Annotated in this window: 16 protein-coding genes and 1 pseudogene; 6 read left to right on the top strand and 11 right to left on the bottom strand. The window is 43.1% G+C overall.

Going from position 1 to position 19897, the window contains the following annotated elements; translation table 11 throughout:
* Positions 1-43 precede the first annotated feature (43 nt).
* Positions 44-473, top strand: a pseudogene (locus JCM10914_RS30400) (ABC transporter substrate-binding protein); the annotation flags it as partial.
* A gap of 169 nt (positions 474-642) precedes the next feature.
* Here JCM10914_RS30400 and JCM10914_RS14585 read toward each other — a convergent pair.
* The 3 genes from JCM10914_RS14585 to JCM10914_RS14575 all read right to left on the bottom strand — a co-directional run bounded on the left by JCM10914_RS14585 (position 643) and on the right by JCM10914_RS14575 (position 3045).
* The gene (locus JCM10914_RS14585) at positions 643-1767 is read right to left on the bottom strand and encodes a hypothetical protein (RefSeq protein ID WP_036718304.1); all 1125 of its coding nucleotides are present in this window, start codon (positions 1765-1767) and stop codon (positions 643-645) included.
* Positions 1768-1927: 160 nt separating this feature from the next.
* Positions 1928-2725, bottom strand: coding sequence for a hypothetical protein (locus JCM10914_RS14580; RefSeq protein ID WP_023962177.1), 798 nt, complete (start codon positions 2723-2725; stop codon positions 1928-1930).
* A 53-nt stretch (positions 2726-2778) separates the two neighbouring features.
* Positions 2779-3045, bottom strand: a complete 267-nt coding sequence (locus tag JCM10914_RS14575; protein ID WP_036718301.1) for a hypothetical protein — start codon at positions 3043-3045, stop codon at positions 2779-2781.
* 383 nt (positions 3046-3428) lie between these two features.
* On the opposite strand from JCM10914_RS14575, the gene JCM10914_RS30395 reads away from it, so the two are divergent.
* Positions 3429-3632, top strand: coding sequence for a hypothetical protein (locus JCM10914_RS30395; protein WP_052019805.1), 204 nt, complete (start codon positions 3429-3431; stop codon positions 3630-3632).
* Positions 3633-3780: 148 nt separating this feature from the next.
* On the opposite strand, the gene JCM10914_RS30390 is transcribed toward JCM10914_RS30395, so the two are convergent.
* Positions 3781-3936, bottom strand: a complete 156-nt coding sequence (locus tag JCM10914_RS30390; protein ID WP_231638657.1) for a hypothetical protein — start codon at positions 3934-3936, stop codon at positions 3781-3783.
* A gap of 228 nt (positions 3937-4164) precedes the next feature.
* Between JCM10914_RS30390 and JCM10914_RS30385 the strand changes: the two genes are divergently transcribed.
* Positions 4165-4359 carry a hypothetical protein gene (locus JCM10914_RS30385; protein ID WP_023962173.1) on the top strand — a complete coding sequence of 65 codons (195 nt, stop codon included), beginning with the start codon at positions 4165-4167 and terminating at the stop codon, positions 4357-4359.
* Between the two features lie 6 nt (positions 4360-4365).
* Here JCM10914_RS30385 and JCM10914_RS14555 read toward each other — a convergent pair whose 3' ends face one another.
* The 6 genes from JCM10914_RS14555 to JCM10914_RS30380 form a co-directional block, all read right to left on the bottom strand.
* On the bottom strand, positions 4366-4995 hold the full coding sequence (locus JCM10914_RS14555; RefSeq protein WP_036718299.1) for a hypothetical protein: 630 nt from the start codon (positions 4993-4995) through the stop codon (positions 4366-4368).
* A 38-nt stretch (positions 4996-5033) separates the two neighbouring features.
* A complete protein-coding gene (locus JCM10914_RS14550; protein WP_023962172.1) occupies positions 5034-11069 on the bottom strand; it encodes an RHS repeat-associated core domain-containing protein in 6036 nt (2011 codons plus the stop codon).
* A gap of 18 nt (positions 11070-11087) precedes the next feature.
* Positions 11088-13046 (bottom strand): fibronectin type III domain-containing protein, encoded by a 1959-nt coding sequence (locus tag JCM10914_RS14545; RefSeq protein ID WP_023962170.1) that lies wholly within the window; start codon positions 13044-13046, stop codon positions 11088-11090.
* 284 nt (positions 13047-13330) lie between these two features.
* On the bottom strand, positions 13331-15913 hold the full coding sequence (locus JCM10914_RS14540) for a glycoside hydrolase family 2 protein (RefSeq protein ID WP_023962168.1): 2583 nt from the start codon (positions 15911-15913) through the stop codon (positions 13331-13333).
* A 313-nt stretch (positions 15914-16226) separates the two neighbouring features.
* A complete protein-coding gene (locus JCM10914_RS14535; RefSeq protein WP_023962166.1) occupies positions 16227-17036 on the bottom strand; it encodes a substrate-binding domain-containing protein in 810 nt (269 codons plus the stop codon).
* The gene (locus JCM10914_RS30380) at positions 17036-17266 is read right to left on the bottom strand and encodes a LacI family DNA-binding transcriptional regulator (protein ID WP_231638656.1); all 231 of its coding nucleotides are present in this window, start codon (positions 17264-17266) and stop codon (positions 17036-17038) included. Before JCM10914_RS30380 ends, JCM10914_RS14535 begins: the two co-directional genes overlap by 1 nt.
* Before the next feature lie 119 nt (positions 17267-17385).
* Here JCM10914_RS30380 and JCM10914_RS14530 point away from each other — a divergent pair, with 119 nt between their 5' ends.
* Positions 17386-17595, top strand: a complete 210-nt coding sequence (locus tag JCM10914_RS14530) for a hypothetical protein (RefSeq protein WP_036718297.1) — start codon at positions 17386-17388, stop codon at positions 17593-17595.
* An 89-nt stretch (positions 17596-17684) separates the two neighbouring features.
* Here JCM10914_RS14530 and JCM10914_RS14525 read toward each other — a convergent pair whose 3' ends face one another.
* Positions 17685-18572, bottom strand: a complete 888-nt coding sequence (locus JCM10914_RS14525) for a putative RNA methyltransferase (RefSeq protein ID WP_023962162.1) — start codon at positions 18570-18572, stop codon at positions 17685-17687.
* A 435-nt stretch (positions 18573-19007) separates the two neighbouring features.
* On the opposite strand from JCM10914_RS14525, the gene JCM10914_RS14520 reads away from it, so the two are divergent.
* Both JCM10914_RS14520 and JCM10914_RS14515 read left to right on the top strand, forming a co-directional pair.
* Complete coding sequence (locus JCM10914_RS14520) at positions 19008-19517, top strand: DUF6773 family protein (protein ID WP_023962160.1); 510 nt, start codon at positions 19008-19010, stop codon at positions 19515-19517.
* Positions 19518-19541: 24 nt separating this feature from the next.
* Positions 19542-19739 (top strand): helix-turn-helix transcriptional regulator, encoded by a 198-nt coding sequence (locus JCM10914_RS14515; RefSeq protein ID WP_006208504.1) that lies wholly within the window; start codon positions 19542-19544, stop codon positions 19737-19739.
* The last annotated feature ends 158 nt before the right edge of the window (positions 19740-19897 follow it).

Genomic DNA, 19897 nt, shown 5'->3' with positions numbered 1-19897 from the left:
CAAGTTTTTGTTTACGCAAAGAAACTCGAGCTTATGGCTGCGGAGCAACACCATGTATGCAAGCGGTCCGTACATTTTGTCTCACAAGAACGATTTTGAAACCACCTTCTGCAAGAACGCTGGGTACATGAAGGGTACCGAGCACGAACCTGAGATTGAAGAAGTTTTATCAAGGATGCCGACAGCACCCTGTCCGCCCTGCGCAGTGGCGAGATTCATCTCTAATACGGCGTCCTGAAACGAAGTACCACGTCGTTGAAGGGGACAGCAAGCTGAAGCTGCAAACGATTGAGAGCAGTGGTTGTATCCTACCTGCTCTTCAACACGAAGAACCGGGATGTAGTGACAAGCGATGATCTGTGAAGAGCCTTGCTCTACTCCACCGTCAGCCTGATCATCAAAACCGGCAACGAACTCGTGCCGACCCGGCGAAGGTGAAGAAATTCTTGAACACGTATAAGGCAAGTAAGTAACATTGACAAGGGCCGCCCGCAGATGCTATTCGAGCATTTTACGGGCAGTTTTTTTTGCAGGTAGGTTGGAGCTGGGTGCGGGAACTTTTGAGAGTGACCAGGTGGAGCCATTCACCATCCACGAGCAATTTGTTGGGTGATGATAAGCCTAGTGCAGTTCGTATTCCCTCTACTGAACTGGCGATGCTTTGAGTCCGGCATGGGTCCAGTCTCTATCAGCAAGTGGGTTAGGTATTAGCCTCAGCTGATCTAAATAGGAGCTTCCTGCTGCGTTCTGATAGAGAAGTTGAATGTGATAGTATCTGGTCGTAGTCTTTGGTACAAAGCTAATATCTTTATTGAACCATAAACCTGACCCTCTAAGTTCAGACATGTTCAACTGAACAGATTCTGTTGTGTTTCCTTCCTCTGATTGTCCATACAAAATAATAGATAATCTTGCATTATCGGAACTAAGATCATTGAGAAACCAAGCGCTTAGATTGTACTCTATACCTTGATTAACAGGGATTTTTTTATTGTAACTAATCGAAGTGGTAATTGGACTTCCACTATTATTAAATCTAAGACTTTTGGCACCTTCCTTGGCTTTTGTCGAAACTGTCGTAAGGTTAGCCCGAGGTATTCCCCACCTCTCATTATCGCCTTCAAACCCTTCGACAACGACCCCTGGATGTAAATCTACGAAATCAACATAAGCAGTACCTACCGTTCCTGCCTCAGCTATGATTTGTACCGTGATCCATTCCGTCATAGTACTTGTTCTAAAGGAAGTCGAGCTTCTTGACCAATGTCCTGGCTCGGACGAATAAAGCTGAATCCCCGAACCCACCTCTCCATAGTAATAATTATACTCTTTCCAAGTAACATATACTCTTCCGTTTGAGGTATTATCTAATATATTTGCGGTCAGCACGTAGTCACTCATATTAGCAGCGGATATGGAATAAGCTTGTGCTATGGAATTGCTGGAGATGGCGGTTTGAGAAGAAAACTTCAGACTACCGTTACCATCAACAGAGTTTTCACTTGCAATACTCATATTCGAACCAAGTTGCCACATCCCTCCTCCCTCACGAAAATCATGGTTTTCTAGCAGCGTATAATAGGGCGACCGCTTTCTAAGGGTATTTCCATTTTTGTCATAGACAGTTCCATTCACCAAATGGCCTGATTTCGTACGTATAGAAGATAGTTTTCCACTCAAATCATAATGATACATATTCCGATTGTCTTTGTAAGTGATTTCAAGTTCTGTCTCTCCACCATAGTTGCTTGAGCCTTCATATAGCATACCTCTAGAATTATCCCCATAGTACATTCCAAGTTGAACTAACCCTGTTCTAAAATATGCAGAATCAACCTCAATATCGTTCCATCTGTAGTATTCATATTTAGGCGAGTATGCAACGTTTGTAGTTACAGATTTGGAATTGAGCAAATTTGGAGGGTTATTATAATTTAAATTGCATCGTTATAGGTGATGCAATTTGCCGAACTCTGACAGGAAACGAACCACCGTTGTTGTATCCGTAAACAACTAAATCAACCTTGGTTACATGAGCTGATTTAGGAAGCTGAAAACCAGAGAATTGGATAAACGACATACAAGTTCTTGTATTTTGATCCGATCCTACAACAAGTCCAACATTTAACATAGTAGGATTATTGGAACAGGTATGATAAACACGTGCTCTTTGAATCTTGACGCTCGGATCTATCGTAACTGGATAAACTAGGCCGTTATCATCCCATGTCAGATCTAAGAATGTTTTACCTCCCGATATGCGCTTAGTCATATTCACAGTTCGTTGCTGCCCTCTACTATCTTCAAGCCAAGTTGGAAGCAGAGTCAGATTACCAGACTTCATGTCTTTGTCCAGATTGCCCACAACTTCAAAAGTAAACAAATTAGGTGCCTTCGTACTCAATAACACAATGTCTTCCTTTATGCCCGTAGGAGTTATGGAAAGTTTAATATTGGTATACTCCCACACATTTTCATACAACAAAGTGCTTGGAGCATACGGGTCTTTTTTTCCTATTGATGATTTAGCGTTCTGTGGAATAAATGAAAGAAAATTCGCTCCTTCACCGATTGAGTAGCCTGAGGTAATATTCTTAGGCAATTCTGCATGGTAAGGGACTTGCAACGCGTAATACGAACCATCTGTACCTTGAATATCAGTTTTATTTTTAGCTTTCTTTCCTGTTAAGTCTTTACTTTTTTTCAGTTCTATAATTTTTTCCAAACTATTTTTTGAAATCGTCCTATCGTTAAATGAATCAAGTGAGTTCTCATCTGTTAACTCGGTTGTAATATTATAAATTGACCTCCTTCACCTTGATAATGTACCTGATCACTAAATACTTTTTGTACATAAACCCCTGACTGACTCGTTCGGAAAGTTTTTGTATTCTCCGTTCGTAGTTCCAGGATTTCTTCCTCTTTAATCATCTGCTGATCCATTTCCCGTGCAGAAGCCACACTTATATCAGAAAAATTGTTTTGTCCGAATAACATTCCTACGATAAGTATAAAACTTAACGTCGACTTGTTCTTTCGCAACATTTTCATCATCTCTCCTCTATAACTATTAACTCAACTTTCGTAGAGACAAAATCGTGACGAAAGCTTGCAATACTTCAGTTTGAAAGTTCCCAAATTATCAGCTTGACGAAATAAAAAACACCCCTTGGAAAAGTGAGAGTATCAACAATCACTACCAAACAGAAGAGGTGTCTTCTCTATGATAGGAGCAAACGGCACCAGCGATCAGCTTCCACACGAAATTAAACCTACCTTTGAACAAGCGGGTTTCAGGAATACATTCGTATTCACCTGTATCCATCTTTTCCGGATCGTGTTCATCCTACTTTACCAAAAGAATCGGTTTAAATGGCTCACCGTGTTCCGAAAAGGATGCCGTCTGCCGATTTATTAATCTTGGCAGCTTGAAGGCGGTTTCAGTTGTCGCTAAGCGCGGAGACGATTGGTCAGGCTTAGTTACTCACGTCGGCAAACAGAAAACGGTCTTCATTTTCGATGATTCCATGTTTGAGCGCAACCGCAGCAAAGCAGTAGAACTGCTGGCACGGTTCAACGATCATGCAACCGGTACGTTCTACAAAAGATACCGCATGCTGACGAAGGGCTGATTGGATAGCCATTCGTTTATCCCGATGGACTTTGCGCTGCTGAGTTCTGTGAAGTCAGACATTACCGGCACGTCAGAGGGGCTGGACAAGTGAGAATACACAGCAATAAACAAACTTCGGTAAAAAACGAATTGCAGCGCACTACACGTCATCGCCGGTATCTTGACCGTGCCATACAAGCTGGTGTCTCCGTATATTTTGTTGAGCCGTGCCGGTCTTTGGCCAGATCCAAGCTGAGCTTGTTCCCAGTATCCTGGTTCATGTCCTCTTTGTCCGCCATCGTTCCAAAATAAACGAAAGGCATTCCCTCCTCTCAACCGATCTGCCCCTCTCTGCTTCGATATCTTCCCGGTGGGATATTAAGGTCTCCTTCAAGTACACCAAATCGCATTTGCGCTTACAGAAGGAGCTCCAAGGCGGTTCCTATGATCTGTTCGTTAGCCATACCACCATTGTGTTTTCACGCTACATCCTGCCCGCTTGGCAGGACTCGCGGTCAGTCGGCGAACTAATATATTTACTCTGCGAGGAAATGAGCACCATCAACTGGGTGATGGTGCTCAAGCAATTGGTGGATATGGATTCACATAATTTCCACAAAGACAGGAGAGAAAATCTCCGCTATGATTCTACTTCAACTGAAGCAGTGGCCTGGCCCGGTCTGCCTATCGGGGCTTATTTGCCAATATCAGCTGCGAAAGTTGAGTTATTAGGTTATCAATTTTAATATAATTCAATTTAACTTTTTTGAAATCGCTAATTCCATATCTATTTTAAATCTTTCTTCCGGTATCCCCAGTTCTTCCGTTGTGTTTAGAATGTAATTACCTGATATATCTGTAGGTTCCATATAAACCCAATCTGTTTTATCTACACCACTGAATAATACCACTATATTTCTTGTCTCAATATCAAGAGCGATGTTCTTTTCTTCGTTCGTACTAACATCTCTTACATACAACCTCGCATAACTGTTTTTCTGGAAAGCATTCACCAAATCAATTCTGTATTCATACAATTGATCTGAAGTTATCTTAATTGAATCGCTTTTTACTCTTTCCTCCAACCATCCCTCAGTGGTTGTGTTTTTAATTAAGATTATCGAAAATGTTATAAGCACTAATAACCCAACAATAAAGAAAAAGTGAGATACCTTACTAGATATATTCCACTTTACAATGAATAGCCAGAAAGATAATACTAACAAGAAAAGAGTTGGACCTCCTAAAAACATCAATTTTACAGTCTCCGGTAAATCCATTTGCCTTTGAAAGTTCGAAGTTGCTCCCATTACAAACCATATTAATGAATAAACACCAAAAATAGCTGCACCTATCCAAAGTAATTTGCACCAAAACGGCATTCTTACACACCACCTCCCTAAAAATATTCAAAATCCCACTAGTCATTGTTATTTATCTTTATGATTGGTGCGATATATTTCTTCCAAATTTCGAGATTACTATGCATTCTTGAATGAGCTCCAATTGATTTTGAACCAATGGCTCCAACATCTTTTTTGCCAACTTCAACATTCTTGGCTCCTGTAAATGTACGCTTAAATGTGTGGCCTAGCATCCACATACTACCACCATTCTCTTGGACTGCATCTACAACTGTATAAACATGGATATGTTGTCCTACATCGCCCTTTAGACGATATCCCCTAACTGGAGTGGCAATAGTAATTAGACTTTCTACAGCTACTCCTTTCTCTGCCAAAATATTAGCAGTCATAATAGCGACATTTCCACCATGACTATGCCCAACCAACCTTATGGGTTCGTTAGGATGATTTAAAGAATATTGATAAATTATATTAGCAGTTAGTTTAGCTGCTTCTGCACGAGCACCATTTGAATTACCACCGGACCAATCTGCACGTTCAACTGGTTCGTTAATCAGTTTTCTCAAATAGTTCATAAAATCATCAGTAAACGAATTTCTTCCTGTAACCTCTGGATTTGAAAATGTTCCATGGATGACCCATGCCTTATTCCCCGTCGGATCAACATAAATTAACGGATTATTCTCCACATACGTATACAGGTTCTGACTCAGCGGATTCGCCAGCTCCCCTTCATACGTATCCTCATTCAAAAAGCGTCCAATACTTGGATCATACCATCTTGCTCGTAAATATTGCAGCTGTGTCGTATCGTCCCAGTACTCCCCAGCATAACGGAATGGATTATGCACTTGTTCTGTTTGTGAAAGAATATTGCCCCAAAGATCATAGGCATACTGGTTCAACGTCTGACCTGACGCGTCCTTAAGCTCTGTAATGTCCCCATGCCCGTTCGTTAACACATACGCTCTGGTACCATCCGCATATTCAATGGCTTCTAATGCGTTACCTCGAATATACGTTGCCTTATGCACAGGCTGACCGTTAACCACCTCGGCCTCAGCTATGATCTGGCTACCATCATAGTAATAACGACGTTTCACGCCGTCCTCCACCCGTTCGACTAATAGACCGTCCCCATTGTATACATACTGGACTGTCTTACCCTCGATCGTTACTTGTGTCAGTCGGTTCTGTGCGTCGTAGGTATTTGTCATAGACGGAGTTGCTAGCCACTGTTCTGACTGCATTGTTAAACGATTCCCTAACTTATCATAGGTATACGCTTCATTAAACACACTTGACGTTGCGATCCGATTTAGAACATCGTAGCTGAACGTATCCGTTACATGGTTTTGAATGCGTTTCTGGATATTATGATTGGCGTCGTACTCGTATTGATAAAGATTGATCGGCAATTGCCCCATCGTTTGCTCTTTCTCCAACAGCCTAGTGCCATTAAACCGATGTTTGGTTGTCAGATGATCATTGGCGATAAATTGATTAGGTAAGCCATTCGCGTAATAGCTGTACCTGAATTCATCAGCTCCAATTGACGTCCCCATCGCGTCCAGTCGATTCATTGCATCATAACTAAAATATCTCTTGCCACCAAAAGGCCCAGTTGCTTCTGTTCGGTTGCCATTATCATCATATTTCATATGCAGTTCCTGGCCATCTGAGTACTGAAGACGAGTTAAATATCCCTGTGCGGAATATTCATAGCTCGTTACACCAGTCCGATCCGACATAGTCAGCCTTTTGCCAGCCGCATCATAGGTAAAGGCAATCGTCTCATCCGTACTAGTTTGTTGCACCAGACGGTCACGCGAATCATATACGCTGTTTGTGGTACCTCCATTACGATCAACTTTCCTAACCAGATTACTGTTTCCATCATAAAAAAGTTTGGTTTGTTGACCCGACTTATCTCGAGTGAGGATCACTCGATCCAATTCATCATAGCTTTTATGCGTTTCACGGCCATCTGGATCCGTAACCGTAATTAAATTCCCGCGTAAATCGTATTTGTATTGCGTGATCTGAGACAATGCATCCTTTACATCATTTAATTGTCCTAACGCCGTGTAGCCATACTGCGTTACGTTCCCCTTGCCATCTGTTTGCGTTTTAAGATTACCGCTGACGGAATCGAAACTCTGCTCTGCAATCAAACGACTTGCCGCATCCAGCACCGTTTGCTCTTCAGACTTCGTTTTCTGGCCAAACATATCATAGAATTCGCGCTGGATATTTCCTTCAGCATCCCGGCTGGTGATCGTGCGATTAACATCATCATACTCTGTCCTGGATTGGGTAGCATCCGCAAAAACAGTCGTCGTCTGGCGACTCCAACGATCATAACTGGTTTGAGTGCGCTGTCCTAGCGCGTCTTCTGTCCAGACATTTCGGCCGTAAGGATCAAAGCCAGCTCTGGACTTAGTCAAATACCCCTGGTCAGTGAAAGTTCCCTGTTCTACATTCCAACCAAGCGCATTCCAACGTGTTTTCGTTCTTTGCCCGAGTTCATTAGTCACCGTCAACGTATTATCAATATCATTATATTCCGCTGCAATTGTGTGCGAGTCAGGATAGGTTATGCCTACCACGCGTCCCAGAGCATCATAACGATAAGAGGTCGTCTGTTGCCGAGAATCTGTAAACGAGGTCACAAGGCCCGATGTTCTGTCATAAGTAGATGTCACTGCAACTTCCGATACATTTCCATCTGCATCCTTCACGTTCACGCTTTGTCTTGTTGGATATGCAAAATCATGATCAGCCGTGTAACTGGTCGTGATGGTACTTCTCTTCTCACCCTGTATCGTCGTTTCACTTACCACATTACCGTACGTATCATATCCATATTGCAAGTGTGTCAAGATCGGTCCATTTGCATTGTCTTGCCGTACCGTAAGTTCAGTAATATCTCCCTGTGTGTTTCGAGTATAGTTGGTATAAAGGCTCACACCTGTTGCCACACGTTCCACCGACTGTAATAACCAATGACGAGAGACATCGTAAGTATTGTTTACGGTGGCGCCACGTTCGTTAGTGCCTTGTATGATGCTAGCATAATCATCGTATTGCCTCGAAATTAATAGTCTATCGCTATTACGGTTATTAGTAATTACCTCAGACGTCGGTACAGAAACGGGATAGTTACGGCCGCCTACTTTTTTATCATAGGTATAACGGGTCGTTCTTTCAGTACCTTCTGCACTCATCTTGATTTGATCCAGATAGATCTGAGGGCTTGTATCGTTATCGATATGTCTCTTTGTGTATTGATAGTTGGATGTGGTTAACCCGTCGTCCAGGCTAGATGAGAATGTCTGAGTTTGCCCATAAGAACTACCAATATCACCAGAGTAGAAATAACTTTTACGATTGTAATCCTCACTAGTCCCATTCTCGTAGAGAATTTTGTCTTTTCGTGATTTAATCCGATAACTCTCATTCTGCGAACTTTCCCCAATATATCGCTTGATTGGCTGTTCGTCATAGCTGTATTCCGTAATGGCTCCCGTCGGATGAAGCACAGAAGTTAGAAGCGCATACGGATTTGAAACCGCTCGTTCTGGACTTGCTGTGAACAGATTAAAACGTGCTTGTGCGATATTATAAGAAAAAGTAGTCCTTCTTCCTAGTTCATCCACGATTCCACTTAACAATTCGGCTCCATTTCGTGTTTGTTTCTCATATGTGATTGTTTTAGCACCTTGTCTAATCGCTACATGAGAGTTGCTATACTCAATTTCGAGTGTATTTCCTATGGCATCTCGGACCTGAGAAAGCAACTTCCGTCCATACCCAGCCTGGTGGGTATACAAAAATTGGGTTGAGTTGTTATAAGCATCGGTAATCTGTAAGATACGTCCATCCGCAGAAAAATATTGACGCATTTTACCATCTGCTGTGGCTAGTTTATATTTGGATAACTCGCTGCCCACCATTACGGTGTTATCCGTTGTTAAACTAATTCCTTCCCAGTCATATCCTTTAAGCTTGTTTCCAGCAACTTCATAGGATGAGCCATCCCCAAGATGCACGTATTGTTTACCTTCTTTCGTTTGAATTGAAGGTAGTTTCCATGACCAACCTTTCCCTAGTGGATTCAATTGTTCATTGTATTTCGGTGATGTCTTATTATAATAAGTAGCTCCTGTGCCTACGCCAGCCACAAAAGCTTCTACAGTTGCATTTGGGTTGGGAGCTAGATAGTAACTATACTGATTATCGAATCCTAGAAATGCAGTTGGGGAAGCATTAACGATCCTCCTATACTCTTCGGCCTGTGACCAATTCCCAAAATTATCACTCGTTAGTACTACTGGACTGCTCTGCCCTTCGGTTATAAAGGTTTCTACCCAGGGTTGCTCAGCTATGTTATAAGCATACCGATAACGTGGGTTACTTCCAAGCCAACCACCATATCGGCGGTCAGATGTTTCAGCCGGTTTTATCACAGTGCCTGAATATCTTTGCCCCCATACCCTTGTATCTGAGCCAGGTTTTCTTACAGTACCTGAGTAGTTTGCTTGAAATCTCTTGGTACATACGTAATTCGGGGTACCTGGTGAAGGACAAGCCTTTAAAGTATCAGTACTCGTTCGGTTTAACGTACCACTGAACCCCCCACTATTGTAGGCTTTAGAAGTCGGACAATCACTACCAGTACCAGTTGCTACCCATTGTCCAGAAGCATTATATTTACCAGGAATCTCATTGATGCACGTCGAAGTTTCAGTTCGCGATTGTTCAGGAACGTATGTACCTGAGGTAACGTAAGAGCTTCCGTCCTTGTATAGCTCCCCTCTGAATCCGCCTTGTATATAGTGGACTACGTTAGGAAAACTGTTAGTTCCACTGCTACGATTTTCAGACACAGTCTTTCGTTCTTCAGGAATGGTATAACTAATACGTTGACTGGCAACCTGCCTCGCTTCGCTCTCCGTGTTGTATTCACCTTTCTTCACCACGTATGTATCTATTATTGCTGTCTCATAATCGACGATACCGTCCCCATTATTGTCGTGTTGAACCCACATGTTTTCACGATAATTAACATGGTATTTCGGTATTAATTGCTTACGTATTGCATTGAACCTTACAAAATATAAATATAAGTTATACTCGTAAGTATTGGAGCCATATTCCATTTCATGAAATTGCGAATCGCTGGAGCTGTACTGTCGAGTAAGAGAAAAGGATTGACCGTTTCTCCCAGGCAGTGTAGCGTCTGTCTGTTCTAGAAAGAGCCCTCCAGTTGCATTAGAGATAGATTCTCCAGTCGAGCCAACTGAATAAGGGGCGTTATTAAAAGATGAGGCATTATAGACAGGAGCCTTTTCTAAAATGGGATTCTGTTCACCTGTCGACAACACCTTGTTAAGTGCAGAATTTAATTCTTCATTATTTTTTTTCTGATCATCTGAAAGGTCACTATTTATAGGGGATGTCTTCTCTTCTCCTTGTTGTTCTTGTTGTTCTTGTTGTTCTTGTTGTTCTTGTTGTTCAGTGTCTGAGTCGGGGTCTTGCTCTGTGACTATGTCGGGATCTGTGATTGCTTCGTTCTCCGTATCTTCTTGTGCCTCATTGTCAAGATTATGTTCAGGGCCATAGACTTCCTCTGTAACAGTAAAATGATCAAATCGTTTTACAATACTAGATTCGCCATATTCCACAAATGTAATATCGCGTAAAATATCTTGATCAGGCTCCCCGTATACATCTGAGGTAACCGTCTCCGGCAGCTCGTGAACCGAGGAAGTCATCATTGGATTAGCAGACATATTCACTTCAGCAGGAAACAAACTGTTAATTGCCTCTTCAAAACTAATATTTTTTAATTGTGTTTTGTATAAGGCAGCATGGATGTGATTAAGATTGTAACCTTCATCCAGATGCTCCTGGATCCAATCGGTTGATACGGAGAATTGGTCAGCGATTATTTGAACACGTTCATTGTCTATAGGGTGGACCTCAGATGCTATCGCAACTGGGTAGAAAATGAATGTCTCGCATAATAATGTGATCATAAGTAGAATTACTAGTAATTTTTTTGGCAATGACCTCAGATTAAACAAATAAACCCTTCCCCATTTCTAATATTTTTTGATAAAACACATATTATGGTATATGAAAACTTTAATGAGATTACCATTCCTATCATAATGAAACTCTCTAATTTTTTTGCCTGCACCATTCAAAATGAATGACAATCTTCCATTCTCATAATAATAGCTATATTTACCAGATGTCTTTACATCTATGTAGGTTTCCTCTGAGGTATTATCTGAAGTATCTACAGCAACTACAGAAAACCTGTAAAATTTGTTATCTTCTAATCCTAATACGATATAATTGGTAGAGAGAGTGTAGCCCAGCAGCATACCGTCTTTATAAATCCTGTAGTTCTTAATTCCAATATTATCAGTGGAAGAATTCCAGGAAAGTGTAACAGTATTAGAATTCAAAGACTCAACTGATAAATTGCCGGGTTTAGTTGGTGGGATATCATCTGGAGTAAATGTTAAGGTGTTACTGTTATACGATAAATTCCCTGCGCCGTCTATAGCTCTGACAGTAAATTTATATGTAGCCCCACCCTGTAAATCTTTAACTTCAAATTCAGGAGTATTGGAAACGGTGGAACCTATTTCAATTTCGTTATTGTAAATTTTATATTGAATGACCCCAAGATTATCTGTAGAAGGATTCCAAGTGAGGTTAACAGTTTTTGAAGTGAAATTTCTAGCGATTAATCCTGTTGGGGAACTGGGAGGAATAGTATCTTCGTTTTCTCTGTCATAGGTTATACTAACAGTTAATTGCCCCGTAATGTGTGTTTTAATTTCCATCCCATTATGTGTATCTCCCTCCATATCCCTAACTCCTACACTTACCACATTGGAAACTATAGGATTAATTGCACGTATTTCATCTCCAAATATTCTAAATGATATTAGTCCTGCCATAGCTGAATATGTACGAACGTGACGCTCCTGCATATCAAGATCAGCTACATATAGGCCCGTGTTGCAACTAGAACGAGATGGCCACGTATCAAACTCTCCACCAGTATCAACCTTACAGGTTAAATGTGTGTCAATTTTAATTTGGTGAATATGACTTGACGGTATGCCGTAACGAAAACCCGTGGACAAGTTTCGAGTTTGACCTCCTCTATGGGGCATATTTTTACTGACATCCGTGGTAGGATCGATAAGAATAGGGTATTCAAGGCCAGAATCATCCAACTTGATAGTTAGAATGCTGCCCTGTTTAGTAGAGCCTAACTCCAGTTTTATTGGTTCATAACGTACATTCTCACTAGAATCATCCCTAACCCACATGGGAGGTATAGAATACTGTATGTCTCCTTTTACACTAGTGAAATCTACGGAACCGTCATCATTAAGTCTACTGCTTAAATTTTGATGACTAATCTGAAATTGAAACTCTTTAGGACTATGTACATTTTTCAAATGAATGAGCATCTTCACACCTGAAGAATTTACAGTGTAGGATACATCTGTATAATTCCACATATTCTCATAAATAACACTATTGTCGAATAACCTGCCTACGACTGAGTTTGTTCCTAATGCTTGATAAGATATAGCCGCGTTGTCATAGGCTATTCTTATTGGCTTACTACTATTTTTATTGAGTTTCACCTTAAAAATATTCTTACTTACTCCTAGATCAAAACCTGCTTCGGACTGATCATTAACAATTCTAGTATCGATATTTTCCCATTTTTCACCTACTTTATAATGCATAGCTCCATTAGAAATTGTTGTGGTGAAAGTCTTATCTGGATTCTGGAATGTTTTACTAAATGCATCCCTCTCTAGTATTAATTCTTGTCCTTTGTTAGTATTTGAAGTGGTTTCAACCTTAGAATTCGAAAAATCATTAATTAACCTCTTCATTGTCCCTTCAGAACTAGCATCAGCTACATTATTGATAATAAAAAAAAATATAACGACAAAAAAATACACAGTAGCTCTATTCCTTAAATATCCTATCCAATGTAAGCTTTTAGAATATTTAAACATATTCAATCTCCTCTTCATCTACTATTATTAATTTTGACCTATTTAAATATCTCAATACACAATCAAAGCTTTCACCTCTTGTTTTTGCATTTCTGTTACATGAAAGGTTCGAATCCCGACACCACCACCCAATATATTCCTATAAATCAAAATATATTAGGCATTGAGGCGTAAGCTGTCAGATTACGCTGTCGAAAAAAATATATTTTTAGTGGTCAGTATATGTTTATTTTACCAACAAAAAAACCGCCCCTCGCACCTAGCGAGAAGCGGTTCAACTTCATTTAAACACTTACGACCTTGGCAGGATCCAGCCAATCCGCCATCGACAACACGTCCACCGAGCCCGGATGTCCAGCCACGAACGGCTGATCTCCCGCATCCCTGCGCTGGAACGTCACGGTTACCGGCTGACCAGGGATCAGATCAAAGTAATTATCGCTATAGAAGCCTTCGGCTTCCGCGGACAGCCACACATGACGGGCGAGCACATTGCTCTCCACCACATAGGTTGTAGCGCCATTACCCTCACCTTCAACTTCCTTCAAGCTGATGGTCGGGCTTTGCAGAGCCAGATCCCTGTCATTCACGAAGTAGAACGTCTTACTGTCTACGATCTGACCCGCCCGCTCCAATTGCGCTTGCAGCACGACTTGGGCAGCAGCCCGTCCCGCCAACAATTCATCGGCGGTAGCCTCGTACACGACAACCGCGCCTTGCGCCTCGGCATGGACCTCTTGTTCATGCACAAACAACTCGGTCCCGCTAAAATCAAACAATTGTACCTTCAGCGTGCCATCCACGACTTCGGACACGTCGGAGATGAGATGAACGCGAATCTGTTCTTCCCTCGACTCCACCGACAGGCTCACATGACGGAAGCTGCGCTTGGCCACGTATTGCAGCGCCTTCCAACGCCCGAGGTAATCCATACCCGCCCAGGAAGCGACTGGCCAACAATCGTTCATCTGCCAGTACAGCGTGCCCATACAGTATGGCTTGTTGCGGCGATGGGCTTCAATCGCCATCTTCATGGCTTCCGCTTGCTGGATCTGACTCATATGCAGGAAGGCCTCGAAATCCTTCGGTTCACTATAATACTGATCCATATACGTCTTGATCAGGCGATTGCCGGCTCCGTTCTTCTGGTGAGCCAGCATAACCTTGGATTCGAGCTCCATCTCCGACTCGGCCGCATACGTGCGCACCGTCTTCGGTTCCGGGAAGGATTGGAATCCGTACTCGCTCATGAAACGTCCAACGTACACGTTATAGTTATCGAACGGTTCCGTATTGTGCCATACGCCCCAGTAGTGGATATCACCGCTTGTGGTCGATGAGCTGGCATGCTGATGGATATCGTCGCTGAGCGACACCATCGGCGATGACGGCCAGTAATCGGCTCCGGGTGCATAGGCCTCAACGGCACCGGGCAGCACCTGGTGGAAGATTTTTTTGTAATCGTCCCAGATCTTCTCACGCTGCTCCTGCGTATACTGACGCTTCCAGCCCCAGCCCCCGTTCTCGTCAAAATGAGCCCACGCCGAATCGATCTCGTTATTGCCGCACCAGAGCACAATACTTGGATGATTGCGAAGACGCACGATATTCTCCTCGGCTTCCAGCCTCACACTCTCAAGAAACGCTTCGTCGCCCGGGTACATACTGCACGCAAACATGAAGTCCTGCCATACCATGATGCCGTATTCATCGCACAGCTCATAGAATACGTCCTGCTCATAGATGCCGCCGCCCCATACGCGCAGCATATTCATGTTCGACTCTGCCGCCGAAGCGATCTCATGACGATAACGCGCTGTCGTCACTTCCGTAATAAAGCTGTCGTTCGGAATATGGTTCGCGCCTTTGGCGAATACCGGCGTGCCGTTGAGCTCGATGTAGAACGACGTGCCCCGATCATCACGTTCCCGCACGAGCCGTGCGCTGCGAAGACCTGTTCTAACCTTTTTCGTGGTGACTATACTCCCACTCTCCGAGCCCTCCCCAGCTTCCACCAGTTCTGCATGAAAATCATATAGATGGGCTTCACCCAAACCCCGACACCACCATAGCCTTGGATTCGTAATCGTAAACGCTAACTCCAGCGTGCTGCCTCCTGCCTCGACCCGAACATCCTGCACCCACACATCGCCTGCTGCTTTCAGACGCATTACACCTTGCCATGCTCGCTCCGTTTCCACCGCAACGACAGCCGTTAACCTTGCCGACTTGCTTGTTACTTCATCCTGACGGATAAACAAGTCGCTCATACGTACCTCGGACCAGGCCTCGATGCGTACCTCCCGCCAGATGCCGCTGGTGACAAAGCGCGGACCCCAATCCCAACCATAGTGATAAGGAGCTTTACGGGCAAAAATGCTGACTTTCTGATCGCCCATGCCGCCCACCTCGGATTGATCGTTGGAAGCAGGTAATGGATATCCCAATGCCGCAAGTTTCGGCAGATCCTCCTGGATCGGAGAACGGAAGCGAATGTTGATGACATTGCCGCGTGTCTGAAGCAAAGCCTTTACATCTACGCGCCACGAGCGGAACATATTATCCGCAGACAATACTTTCGTCCCGTTAATCGATACATCCGCGTACGTGTCCAACCCGTCAAACACGAGCTCGAGCCTAGATTCATTCATCCAGCTTGGATTCAGATCAAATGACGTCTCATACTCCCAATCCTGCTTATCGATCCACTGCAAATCATGTTCATTCGTTCCATAGAAGGGATCTGGAATTTTGTTATTCTTGATCAGATCCGTATGTACACAACCAGGTACCACGGCCGGCAGCCATTCCGCTTCGTTGCAGGCTTTGAATTTCCATTCTCTTAGTGTCAATAAGTTTCTGTCCATGATAGTCTCCTTGCCATCTCTAGTATTTTGCCAAAAAATATAACACCACATTCTACACACGTCAATATTAATTATTATAATAATAACAAATAACATAACAATATTGTTCATATAATCAAATGTTATTAGTGATATCGCTTAGGTCTTAATGTTGCACGATGTTCAATATCAACTTTTTTTTTTGCTGTAATCATAACATTATAACGCCGTGACCCGATTGGCGAACCAAATGAAATTTGTTAGTTTATGTTATGATAAAATAAGCCCTTGATGTAAAAAAACATCAAGGCTTATTCCATTTCATCCAGACTCGTTATTTCATTTCACTATCCCGGTTACCTAACTCCCTAACAATAATATCGGCTTGAATTAGTAATTTCTCATAATTGGAACCAGGGTTCAAGATTCTCCACAGCAATTGATCGACTGCTCTCATTCCGAGTAATTCCTTATCGATATTAACCGTTGCCAAGATCGGCAGGTTGTCATACATGTTATCGAACCCCGTCACGTGGACTCCTCTCGGAACCTCGATTCCCTGCTCCTTAAGTATGTCGATGGCGAACATGGCTGTTGTATCGTTCGCGCACACATACACTTCGGGCAGACCGTGTTCATTTACGGATGCGGTTAAAGTATCCCTTAAATTCTCAACTTCAGGTCCGTTCAGAGCGGGAAGCTGTTGATGTCCAATCTTGTAATCATTAAGAGCAGAAATAAAACCGATCCAGCGTTCATAGAAGCTCTGGGCATCCTCAATATTCCCAATGAATTGATATCTCTTAAATCCTTTGCTGATTAGCTTGGTCATAATCTGTCTCATGCCGTATATGTTATCGGTGAATACCATATCGGACTGAAATGCCGGATCCATATGATCCACCATGACGACCGGGATATTCAGTTTCTTTATATCCATTAAATTCTGCGTGGATACAGATCCAACCGTGATAATTCCGAGAATCCCCTGCGGATTCAGAAGAGAGAACATGTGGTCATTGGAGGGCTCGGTCAACGTTAAGATGTCCAACCCTTTCTGGTTAAGACGGGCGGATATTCCATCGAATACGGGACCCCAGTATAAAGATTCATGATTCTGATACCGGACATTCGGGAAGAGCACTAACACAGCTCCGGACCATTTTCGGTTCTCCGGCTCTTGCAGCTGCTGATTCTTACCCTGGAGTTGGCCTCCGGTTGATCCCTGAAGTATCCCAATTGTCCAGCCGCCTTTAAGATCATATCTCTTGTCTGCGGGCTTACTCCGGACTTTCCCGACAGTGCCCGGGATACTGCAAACTTGGACACGCCCGTGAAATCCGCGATTTCCTGAATTGTTACCTTTGTTTTCATATTGTATCAACCTACTTAAGTGCGAATTTGTAATGCTGTTACAGCGCGTTATTTATGTTAGTATTTGTTAGGTTACTGACATAATGATATTTTAAATGCTGTTTGAAGTCAAAAAATGCATGTTAATCGAACTGCTTAATCTGTATGAATTCCAGGTGGACTCTTATTTCCTTGCCCCGTTGGATTCAGCCGAGCAGAGCAAAAAAGTGATCGAGGTTAAGGTAAGCGGCACGACGCTTGTTATCGACCCACTTGTAGCAAGCCCGGCGGGGCATGTTCAGATTTATAATGGTGCGACGTCGCTCGTGCTTAACACGACGAGAGCCTGAATTTTCGATCCAACAGTAAATACCAGAAGCCCTGACAGTAAATCCGGCAGGGCTTCTGGTATTTAATTCGAACGCTAGACTTATTTTATTTAATTCCAACCATATAAAACCGTGAAGTCCACCGTAACCTCCATCTCATCACCCATCGTCTGCTCGCAGGTCTCAGGGGACGCGCCCCAGGATAACGGCGTCATGTTGATCAAATGGTTCATCCGTTTAGAATCCAATACGACACGGTACTGAATCCGCTCGGAATCGATTCGCTCATAGTGGCGACTAAACAGTTCCATCGTGTGGTCATTGGAATAACTCTCTTTACTTGTCTGACTGTAGAACATCTTCCGTAACTCCTGTAAATAATCGTCCCCCGGGATCACCTTGATGACCATTCCATCATCGGCAAGCAGTCGCCTAAACTCCGCATAATTGGAAGGAGATAGAATGTTCATGATGAAATCAAACTGTCTGTCGGCAAATGGGCTGTGCGCCAAATCTGCCACGCACCAGACTTGGTCAGCTCCCGCCTTGGAAGCCATAACAATGCCTTCCTTGGCAATGTCCACGCCTACGCCAAGCACTTTATGTGACGATTGCCGCTCCTCGAGTTGGCTGACGACTTCCATCAGATGGGAGCCCTCTCCACAGCCAGCATCCAGTATCTTAAGCTCGCCGCCTCTATCTGCTCCCTGTGCTTGAAGGATTCGATTCGAAATTCCCTCAAGCATCGGATCGAAAAATCCACTGCGGCTAATGATGTTTCGTGATTCGAACAGAGCCCTGTCATACTTCGTTTTGGTGGTGTGGAACAACATATTCACATATCCCTGCTTCGATATATCATAACAATGCTGTTTCTCGCATACCAAGCTGACAGACTGCTCAACTTTCATGGAGTTGCCACAGATCGGGCAGTTAAACATTTTCTCATACCTCGATAGCAATCGTGCTTTTATTAATAACTTTTCATTATTGGACACAGCAAAAATCACCCTTTCATTCGATATGCGCAATGAAAAAGGCACAGATAAATAAACTCAAGCCGCCGTGTTAAAAAAAGGGCCGAGCCTACCTGATTCTGTACCTTCCATTAACGTAAACGAATGAAATGGATCACGAGACAACACGCTCCTGCTATCAACTCGGACAAGATGCCCTATACCCATTCTAGCACACGGGCACGAGTTGTAACACCGCCCGCCCTACTGCCCCGCCGTAGCAAAACGGATCAAGAATAAATGGTTCTCCTGCGATATGATGTTGCTAGAGCTGAAAATCACGCCTTTATTCATTAAAAAAGACGTATATAAAAATCTTAATGACATATATATATTGCAAAGTGTCGTATATAATATTACAATACAAATAGGAAGCATCTGGTATGAATCCTTAATCAAATGGAAGGAGTGATTATCATGAAATGGTTTAAGAAGCACTCTGCTGAGGATGAGCGCATCGTCAATTTGAAGAACAAAATATATAAAGAGGTTTATATCTTGATCATGATCATCTGCAGCATCTCTGTGATCATTAAATCTTTTGCGCTGCACCCAACGGAATCCGTATGGCTGGAACTACTGATTATGCTTAGCGGGAGCATATATTTTGGCATCCGCAGCGTGGCGCTGGGAATTTATTCGGATGAGGTGGAGGTCCATGACCAGAGGAATAAAATGTCATTCAGTAAGCGTACTGCGCTCTGGGGGTTGGCTATCGGGATCATACTCGCTCTTTATTTCGGTATCCGCAGTGCCGTGTTGTTCGGAAATGACAACAGTTCAACCGAAATCAAATATTTCTTCATGGTTTTCTTCGTTTCACTGATCCTCTATATCCCGCTCTTCGTTGGCGTGAATTTGGTGATCCACCATGGTGCCAACAGAGTAAGTCAGAAAATGTCACAGAACGATCAGTTGGATTCTTAGAAAGGGATATGAAGGTGAACCTGCATGAAAAACATCAAATTGAAGATGGCCCGGGTCGAGAAGGATCTGTCACAGGAAGAATTGGCTCAGATTGTCGGTGTCTCCAGGCAAACCATCGGCCTGATCGAGCTTGGCAAATATAATCCGTCCCTCAGCTTGTGCGTGGCCATTTGCAAGGCACTATCACGTACTCTCAATGATCTGTTCTGGGACGAAGACTAGGCTGGTAAGATTGTTCTCAGTTTAACTAGACCATTACCGTGACGATGTGAAGGAGGTGATACCACCGATTCCAGGTACGGAAGCTTCCAACGAAATTCTTGCACGCATGTTCATTAAATTCCGGTTCATGCACAACAGTGTACCTTTTAAGGAGTGAT

Source organism: Paenibacillus sp. JCM 10914 (assembly GCF_001315105.1).
Taxonomy (GTDB): domain Bacteria; phylum Bacillota; class Bacilli; order Paenibacillales; family Paenibacillaceae; genus Paenibacillus_AQ.
Note: the sequence above shows the minus strand (reverse complement) of the source record. Positions and strands in the feature narration are given on the sequence as shown.

Bases quoted from the DNA above. Each gene is read 5' to 3' on its own strand.
- JCM10914_RS14585 (WP_036718304.1), bottom strand. From the start codon at position 1,767: ATGCTATATGAAGGCTCAAGCAACTATGGTGGAGAGACAGAACTTGAA.
- JCM10914_RS14575 (WP_036718301.1), bottom strand. From the start codon at position 3,045: ATGTTGCGAAAGAACAAGTCGACGTTAAGTTTTATACTTATCGTAGGA.
- JCM10914_RS30390 (WP_231638657.1), bottom strand. From the start codon at position 3,936: ATGCCTTTCGTTTATTTTGGAACGATGGCGGACAAAGAGGACATGAAC.
- JCM10914_RS30385 (WP_023962173.1), top strand. From the start codon at position 4,165: ATGAGCACCATCAACTGGGTGATGGTGCTCAAGCAATTGGTGGATATG.
- JCM10914_RS14555 (WP_036718299.1), bottom strand. From the start codon at position 4,995: ATGCCGTTTTGGTGCAAATTACTTTGGATAGGTGCAGCTATTTTTGGT.
- JCM10914_RS14545 (WP_023962170.1), bottom strand. From the start codon at position 13,046: ATGTTTAAATATTCTAAAAGCTTACATTGGATAGGATATTTAAGGAAT.
- JCM10914_RS14540 (WP_023962168.1), bottom strand. From the start codon at position 15,913: ATGGACAGAAACTTATTGACACTAAGAGAATGGAAATTCAAAGCCTGC.
- JCM10914_RS30380 (WP_231638656.1), bottom strand. From the start codon at position 17,266: ATGAAAACAAAGGTAACAATTCAGGAAATCGCGGATTTCACGGGCGTG.
- JCM10914_RS14530 (WP_036718297.1), top strand. From the start codon at position 17,386: ATGTTAATCGAACTGCTTAATCTGTATGAATTCCAGGTGGACTCTTAT.
- JCM10914_RS14520 (WP_023962160.1), top strand. From the start codon at position 19,008: ATGAAATGGTTTAAGAAGCACTCTGCTGAGGATGAGCGCATCGTCAAT.
- JCM10914_RS14515 (WP_006208504.1), top strand. From the start codon at position 19,542: ATGAAAAACATCAAATTGAAGATGGCCCGGGTCGAGAAGGATCTGTCA.